This window comes from Blastococcus sp. CCUG 61487 (assembly GCF_005222955.1).
Taxonomy (GTDB): Bacteria; Actinomycetota; Actinomycetes; order Mycobacteriales; family Geodermatophilaceae; genus Blastococcus.
Map to the genome: position 1 here is coordinate 33,367 of NZ_LWUA01000190.1, position 7,749 is coordinate 41,115.

A 7,749-nucleotide genomic window follows, 5' to 3' on the forward strand; every position below is an offset into this window, starting at 1 on the left:
GGGAGCGAAGCCGAGCGCACGCAGATGCGGGAGGCCTGGCGGGCGCTCTCGGTCGTCAGCCTGGCCAGCATCTTCTCGGGGATGGCCGGCAGCGCGCTCAACGTCGCCCTCCCGACCGTCGTCCGGCACTTCGACGCCAGCGCGACGGCGGCCAGCTGGATCCTGCTGGCGTTCATGCTGGCCAACACGGTCCTGATGATCTTCTTCGGCCGGCTCGCCGACATGTTCGGACGCCGCTCGATGTACCTGATGGGGCTGGCGACCTTCACGCTCGCGAGCTTCCTCAGCGGTCTGGCCCCGAACGCGTGGACCCTCGTGGGGCTGCGCGTCCTGCAGGCTGCCGGCGCGGCGATGCTGCTGACCAACAGCGCGGCGATCGTGACCGCCGCCTTCCCCCGGCACCGGCTCGGCCAGGGCATGGGCATCTACCTGGCGTCGTTCTCCGTCGCCCAGCTGCTCGGGCCGACGGTCGGCGGAGTGCTCGCCGAGCACGCCGGCTGGCGCTGGGTGTTCTGGTACAACGTGCCGATCGGGCTGATCTGCCTGGCCTGGGGCGCCTGGGCCCTTCCCCGCGTCGCCCGGACCGGCGAGCGCCAGGGCATCGACATCCCGGGCAACCTGCTCGTCCTGGTCTCCCTCGGCAGCGGCTTGGCCGCGCTCTCCCAAGCGACCACGCTGGGCTGGACCAGCTGGCTGGTCATCGGCGGCCTCGCGGTCTTCCTCCTGGGCATGCCGCTGTTCGTGCTCTTCGAGCGCCGGGTCGCCCATCCCCTGGTCGACATGACGCTGTTCCGCAGCCGGCCGTTCGCCCTGGGCCTGCTCGCGTCGTTCCTGAACGCGACGTCCGCGGCCGGCGTGCTGCTGCTCTTCTCGCTCTACTTCCAGGCGGTCAAGGGCGACGACGCGTTCTCGGCCGGCATCCGCGTCCTCCCGCTGGCGGTGGCGACGCTGATCTTCTCGTCCACCTCGGGGCTGTTCCAGCGCCGGGTCTCACCGCGGGGGCTGGCCGTGGTGGGCAACCTCTGCACCGGCGCGGGCCTGATCGTCCTCGGCTGGGCGGTGGCCGCGGACGCCGGCTACGTCGCGATCGCCTCGGGCCTCGTGCTGGCCGGCGCCGGATCCGGGCTGTTCATGCCGTCGAACACCACGGCGCTCATGGGCGAGATCCCGCACGAACGCCTCGGCATCGCCAACGCCATGCGGCTGATGCTGCAGCAGAGCGGGTTCGTCGTCGGTACCGCGATCGTGCTCTCCGTCCTCACCGCCCCGCTCGCACCCGAACTGCGGCAGTACGCGTTCGCCGGCACGCTGTCCGACATCTCGGGCTCCGCGCTGGACGATCTCCTGCTCGGCTACCGGTACACCCTGCTCACCATGCTCACGCTCAGCGTGGCGACGACGGTGACCTCGCTGGCCGCCCGGCACGCGACGATCAACCGGCGCCGCCGCGGAGCCGCTCAGGCGGGAGCTCCGTCAGCCGACGGATGATCGACAGCGCGCTGTCGGTCACCGCGGACGCCTGCTCCTCGGACTCGCAGCCGATGATCTGCCGTCCCACCTCCCCCATCGCGGCGGTCAGGATCGACACCAGCAGCCGATCGGTCGGACCGGTGCCGACGGCGAGCAGGACGGCGTTCTGGCGCACCCAGTCGTTGCGCCGGCGGCTGCGCACCAGGAAGAACCCCGGTGGCCCGTCGCCGTCGAGGAACAGCCGGGCCAGCCGGCGGCGCTCCCACGTCGTCTCCAGGTAGGCCCGCGCGCCGACGACGAACAGTTCCTGCGTCGAGACGGTCCCGCCGCTGCGGGCGTCGGCCACGGCCTGGGCCGCCCGCTCCTCGTAGGCCGCCTGGTGGTCCTCCCAGACGGCCAGGAACAGCTCGGACTTGCCGCCGTAGTGGTGGTAGAGGCTGCCCACGCTCAGGCCGGCGCGCTCGACGACGTCGGCGACGCTGCACTCGGCGAAGCCCTTCTCGGCGAAGACCTCGCCGGCGGCGGCGATGAGCGTGCGACGCGTCTCGGCCGTGCGGCTCCACTGCCAGGCGTTGCCCTGCGCCTGCTCGCTCGCGCGCACCGGCTCCCACCCCTCGACCCGACGTCACGCCGACCTCGGGTGACACTACTGACGGCCGGGCAGGCTGCCCAGCCTCGAGAACGCAGCAGTCGCGGCCGTCGGCCGCCGAGGTCGGGAGGCGCGATGAGGAACATGGACCGCTGGCTGGGCGACGGCGGGATGCCGCTCCTGGCGGCCGTCGGCGTGACGTTCGAGCGCTACGGGGCGACCGAGGACCCGGTCACCGGCTGGGCGGAGGCGAGCTGGACCCCGGTGCCCCTGGCCGGCAACCCCCACGGGCTCGTGCAGGGCGGCGTGCACTCCGTCGTCCTGGACGCCGCGATGAACTTCGCGGTCAACGCGGCCCTGCCCGGACGCGACCGCACCCAGGCCTCCCTGGAGATGAAGACAGAGTGGCTCCGCCCGGCCCGGCCGGGGGACGCTCTGCTGGTCCGCGGCGAGCTCGTCCGGGCCGCCCGGCAGGTCGCGTTCGCCGAGGGCCGGGTCCTCTCCTCCGACGGCACCCTGCTCAGCCGCTCGACGTCCACGTTCCTCCTGCACCGCGAGCAGTCCGCGACCGCCTGACCCGGCGAGCCCCTTGCCAAAGAACTTCGAACCCTGAATTGTTAGCGATGTGCTCGAAGCCACTCCCACCGGTGCGCGGACCGTTGCCCGCCTCGCCCGGCACGTCGAGGTGGCGCTGGCCGGCTGCGAGCTGACGGTTCCCCAGTACCGGCTGCTGGCGCTGCTGTCGGAGGGCTCGATCAACGCCTCCACGCTCGCCGAGCGGCTGGTGGTGAGCCGCCCCAGCGTGACGGCGCTCGTCGACGGCCTGGTGGCCCGCGGCATGGTCGAGCGCGGCAGCGACCCGTCGGACCGGCGGCACGTGACGCACCTGGTGACCGAGCTGGGCCAGTCGGTGCTCGACCGCGCCGACCGGACCGCCGCGGCTCGCCTCCAGGACCTCTCGCGGTTCCTCTCCGAGGAGGACGTGCCGGTGGCGCGCGAGGGGCTCGCCGCGTGGGAGCGGGCGCTGGACTGCTACCGGGAGGCCGCCTCGCGCACGCCGCACTGGCCGCCCTCGCCCGGCTCCGGAGACACCGATCGCGACGCCCCCGCCGAGAGGACGCCCAGGTGACCGACACCGCCACTCCCGACCGCCAGGCACTCGCCGAGCGCGCCGCCGCCGCCACCGGCATGCTCACCTCGCTGTGGGCCTCGGTCCAGCCCGAGGTCATCGCCGTCCGCTCCGCCCAGCGCGACCTGACCTGGGCCGAGCTGAACGCGCGCACCAACCAGCTGGCCCGGGCGCTGCGCACCCGCGGCGTCGGCGCCGGCGACTCGATCGCGCTCGTCTGCTCGAACCGGCCGGAGTTCGTCGAGACCCTGTACGCCAGCCAGCGGTCGGGCACCCGGCTCACCCCGATCAACTGGCACCTCACCGCCGACGAGATCAACTACATCCTGCGGGACTGCGCCGCGACCGCCGTCGTCGTCGACGGCCGCTTCGCGGAGACCGTCGCCCAGGCCCTGGACGGCGTGGACGCCCGCGCGCTGCTGGTGGTCGACGGCGCCGCCCCCGGCTTCGAGGACTACGACCAGGCGCTCGCCGCCGAGTCCGGCGAGGACCTCGCGGACCCGGTCCTCGGCAGCACGATGGCCTACACCTCGGGCACGACCGGCCGCCCCAAGGGCGTGCACCGTCCCCCCGCCACCACCTCGGGCGCCTCCGCCTCCGAGCTGGCCACCCTGGTCGCCGAGGCATCGGCCTACGTGCCCGGCCAGGACGTCAACCTGGTCACCGGCCCGCTGTACCACTCCGCGCCGCTGCTGTTCTCGCTGAGCATGCCCATGTCCCGGGGCGCCGGCGTGGTGCTCATGGACAAGTGGGACGCCGAGGAGACGCTCCGGCTGATCGAGCAGCACCGGATCACCCACACGCACCTGGTGCCCACGATGTTCCACCGGATGATCTCCCTGCCCCAGGAGGTCAAGGACCGCTACGACCTGAGCAGCCTGCGCAACATCTGGCACGGGGCGGCGCCGTGCCCGGTGCCGGTCAAGCAGGCCGTCATGGACTGGCTGGGCCCGATCGTGTGGGAGTACTACGCCGCGACCGAAGGCTTCGGCTCCGTCGTCGGCCCACAGGAGTGGCTGGCCCGCCCCGGCACCGTCGGGCGCCCCTCCCCCGGCCACGTCCGGATCCTCGACGACGACGGCGAGGAGCTGCCCAGCGGCGTCCCGGGCACGATCTACCTCCGCGCGCCGGAGACGGGGCGGTTCGTCTACCTGGGCGACGAGGCGAAGACCGCGTCGTCCTACCGCGGCGACTACTACACGCTGGGCGACGTCGGGCTGCTCGACGACGACGGCTGGCTGTTCCTGACCGACCGCAGCGTCGACCTGATCATCTCCGGCGGGGTCAACGTCTACCCCGCGGAGGTCGAGGCCGTCCTCATCACCCACCCGGCCGTCGGCGACGTCGGCGTCATCGGCGTCCCGGACCCCGAGTGGGGCGAGTCGGTGAAGGCCGTCGTCGAGCTCCAGCCGGGCCGCGAGCCCTCCGACGAGCTCGCCGCCGAGATGCTGGCCTGGTGCCGCGACCGGCTGGCCCACTTCAAGTGCCCGCGCACCGTGGACTTCGTCGACGAGCTCCCCCGGACGCCGTCCGGCAAGTTGTCCAAGCGCACCCTGCGCGAACGATTCCGTCAGCGCGCGGCCGGCGCGGACGGCTGACCGGTGCGAGGTTCCCGATGACACTCACCGTCCGACCGATCCCCACGCTCGACGAGCGCATCAACGACATCCGGATGCGCACCGCCGAGATCGTGAACGAGGACATCCTGCCCCGCGAGAGCGAGCTGTGGCGCTCCCCGCGCGGCGGCTCCGCCGAGACCGAGCCCGCGGTCATCGAGGCCCGCAAGGCGCGCGAGGAGATCAAGCAGAAGGTCAAGGCCGCCGGCCTCTGGGCGCCGCACCTGCCCCGGGAGTACGGCGGCATGGGCCTGGACTTCCTGGCCCACGCCTACATGAACGAGGTGCTGGCCTACGCCATGGGCGCGGCCTCGCTGTTCGGCGTCGTGGCGCCCAACTCGGGCAACCAGAAGATCCTGCTCAAGTACGGCACCGACGAGCAGAAGGAGCAGTGGCTGCGCCCGCTCGTCGAGGGCGAGATGGAGTCGGGCTTCTCGATGACCGAGCCGGAGAACCCCGGCTCGGACCCCCGCTCGCTCACCACGACCGCCGTGCGCGACGGTGACGAACTGGTGCTCAACGGCCACAAGTGGTTCACGTCCAACGGCATGGCCGCCGACTTCTTCATCGTCATGACCCGCGTGGTCGAGCCCGACCACGACCCCGCCTCCGGTCGGGGTCAGATGGCCCAACTCATCGTGCCCACCGACGCCCCGGGCGTGAACATCGTCCGCGGGGTGGGCATCTGGGGCCGGCCGTCCTCGGACCACGTCGAGGTCCGCTACGAGGACGTGCGGGTGCCGGTGACCAACCTGCTGGGCGCCGTCGGCCAGGGCCACCAGGCCGCGCAGGACCGCCTCGGCGCCGGCCGCGTCTTCCACTGCATGAACTCCATCGGGCAGATGTGGCGCGCCTTCGACCTCATGGTCGAGCGGGCGAGCACCCGGCAGGTGCACGGTGGCCCGCTCAAGGACAAGCAGTTCGTCCAGGGCTTCATCGCCGACAGCTACATGGACATCACCGCCGCCCGGCTGATGACCATCCAGGCCGCCGAGCGGGTCGAGCGCGGCGACCGCGGAGCCCGCACCGACATCTCCTCGATCAAGGTGTTCGTGCCCAACGCCTACCACCGCGTGGTGGACCGGGCGATCCAGGTATGGGGCGCTGCGGGCGTGTCCAGCGACCTGCCCCTGTCGGGCATGTACCTCGGCGCCCGCACGCTCCGGCTCGCCGACGGGCCCGACGAGGTGCACAAGGTGCTCATCGCCAAGCACGTCCTCGACCGGTTCGCCCACGAGGGCGGCTGGGACTTCGGCAACTGATGACCCCACCACCCACCCGGGCGTATCCACGCCCGCAAACCTGTTCCGTCCGCTCGAATCCTGAGAGGTTGTTCCCGTGCTGATGCAGTTCGACAAGGAGCAGGAGGAGCTGCGGCGGACGCTGCGGCGCTTCCTGGAGGACAAGGCGTCGTCGGAGGAGGTGCGCCGGCTGATGGAGACGGAGGAGGGCTACGACCCCGCCGTCTGGACCCAGATGGCCACGCAGCTCGGGCTGCAGGGCCTTGCCATCCCCGAGGAGTACGGCGGCTCGGGCTTCGGCATCCTCGAGACGGCGCTCGTGCTCGAGGAGTCCGGCCGCGCGCTGCTGCCCGCGCCCTACCTGGCGACGGTCCTGGCCGCGAACCTCCTGCAGCTCTCCAGCGACGACCAGGCGAAGAGCGACCTGCTGCCCGGGATCGCCGAGGGCGAGACGATCGCGACGGTCGCCCTCGCCGAGGCCGACGGGAAGTGGACCACCGACGGCCTGCAGACGCGGGCCACCGCCTCCGGTGACGCCTGGACGCTCGACGGCACGAAGAACTTCGTCCTCGACGGCCACACCGCGGGCCTCCTGCTCGTGGTCGCCCAGGCCCCCGGCGGCCCCAGCGTGTTCGCCGTCGAGGCCGGCGCCACCGGCGTCGAGCGTCGCGCGCTCACCACCCTGGACATGACCCGCAAGCTCGCCGACGTCACGTTCGCCGGCACGCCGGCACGCCTCGTCGGGGCCGAGGGCGACGCCACCGCGCTGGTTCCCCAGCTCATGCGGATCGCGTCGGTCCTGCTCGCCGTCGAGCAGGTGGGCGGCGCGCAGCTGTGCCTGGAGCGCACCGTCGAGTACGTGAACATGCGCTACCAGTTCGGCCGGCCGGTCGGCAGCTTCCAGGCGGTCAAGCACCGCTGCGCCGACATGCTGCTCGAGGTGGAGTCCGCGCGGTCGGCGGCCTACTACGCCCTGTGGGCCCTGGCCGAGAACGCCGAGGACGCGGAGATCTCCGCCGACCTGGCGAAGGCGTTCTGCTCGGAGGCGTACTGGCTGGCGGCGTCGGACTCGATCCAGCTGCACGGCGGCATCGCCTTCACCTGGGAGCACGACGCGCACCTGTACTACCGGCGCGCCAAGTCCTCCAGCCTGCTGTTCGGCACGCCGAACGAGCACTGGGACGCCGTCGCCGAGCAGCTGCTCGCCGACGCCTGAGCCCGCACCGCGACCCCCGTGCCGCCCCTCCGGGGGCGGCACGGGGGTCGCGCCGTTCCCGGCCGCGCCCCGCCCGGGCGGCCCCTGGCGGGACCGGCTAGAACAGGGGCATGTGCCACGACCACGACAGCAGACCACCCGCCCCGCCGCGCAGCGGTGACGTCGTCGAACGCGCATCCTTGACGCTCACCGCGGCGGACGGGACGGAGCTCGCCGCCGCCTACGCCGCGCCGGCAGGCACCCCCGGCGCCGGCGTCGTCGTCCTCCCCGACGTCCGCGGGCTGCACCCGTACTACGTGGCCCTGGCCGAGCGCTTCGCCGAGGCCGGCCTCGCCGCCGTGGCGATCGACTGGTTCGGCCGCACCGCGGGCGTCCCCGAGGAGGGCACGCGCGGCGAGGACTTCGCCTGGCACGAGCACATCCCGCGGACGACGCCGGAGGAGATCGACGCCGACATCGTCGCCGCGATGGCGGAGCTGCGGCGGCGC

8 protein-coding genes are annotated in these 7,749 nt (G+C 72.8%); 7 read left to right on the top strand and 1 reads right to left on the bottom strand.

Annotation, left to right across the window (positions count from 1 at the left end):
- Window positions 1-24: 24 nt before the first annotated feature.
- Entirely contained in the window at window positions 25-1,488 is a 1,464-nt protein-coding gene (locus A6V29_RS10105; protein WP_137160166.1) for a DHA2 family efflux MFS transporter permease subunit, read from the top strand.
- Here the strand turns inward: A6V29_RS10105 and A6V29_RS10110 are convergent.
- Entirely contained in the window at window positions 1,433-2,071 is a 639-nt protein-coding gene (locus A6V29_RS10110) for a TetR/AcrR family transcriptional regulator (protein WP_137160167.1), read from the bottom strand. The genes A6V29_RS10105 and A6V29_RS10110 overlap by 56 nt on opposite strands.
- 123 nt (window positions 2,072-2,194) lie before the next feature.
- Here A6V29_RS10110 and A6V29_RS10115 point away from each other — a divergent pair, with 123 nt between their 5' ends.
- From A6V29_RS10115 to A6V29_RS10140, 6 genes are all read left to right on the top strand, one after another.
- Window positions 2,195-2,635 carry a PaaI family thioesterase gene (locus A6V29_RS10115; RefSeq protein ID WP_137160168.1) on the top strand — a complete coding sequence of 147 codons (441 nt, stop codon included), beginning with the start codon at window positions 2,195-2,197 and terminating at the stop codon, window positions 2,633-2,635.
- A 49-nt stretch (window positions 2,636-2,684) separates the two neighbouring features.
- The gene (locus A6V29_RS10120) at window positions 2,685-3,188 is read left to right on the top strand and encodes a MarR family winged helix-turn-helix transcriptional regulator (RefSeq protein ID WP_170977813.1); all 504 of its coding nucleotides are present in this window, start codon (window positions 2,685-2,687) and stop codon (window positions 3,186-3,188) included.
- Window positions 3,185-4,786 (top strand): AMP-binding protein, encoded by a 1,602-nt coding sequence (locus A6V29_RS10125; RefSeq protein WP_212719217.1) that lies wholly within the window; start codon window positions 3,185-3,187, stop codon window positions 4,784-4,786. The genes A6V29_RS10120 and A6V29_RS10125 overlap by 4 nt, the downstream gene beginning before the upstream one ends.
- Before the next feature lie 17 nt (window positions 4,787-4,803).
- A complete protein-coding gene (locus A6V29_RS10130) occupies window positions 4,804-6,066 on the top strand; it encodes an acyl-CoA dehydrogenase family protein (RefSeq protein WP_137160170.1) in 1,263 nt (420 codons plus the stop codon).
- Window positions 6,067-6,148: 82 nt separating this feature from the next.
- Window positions 6,149-7,261, top strand: a complete 1,113-nt coding sequence (locus A6V29_RS10135) for an acyl-CoA dehydrogenase family protein (protein WP_137160186.1) — start codon at window positions 6,149-6,151, stop codon at window positions 7,259-7,261.
- Window positions 7,262-7,371: 110 nt separating this feature from the next.
- Window positions 7,372-7,749: dienelactone hydrolase family protein (locus A6V29_RS10140; RefSeq protein WP_170977814.1), on the top strand; the 378-nt coding region annotated here is incomplete at its 3' end.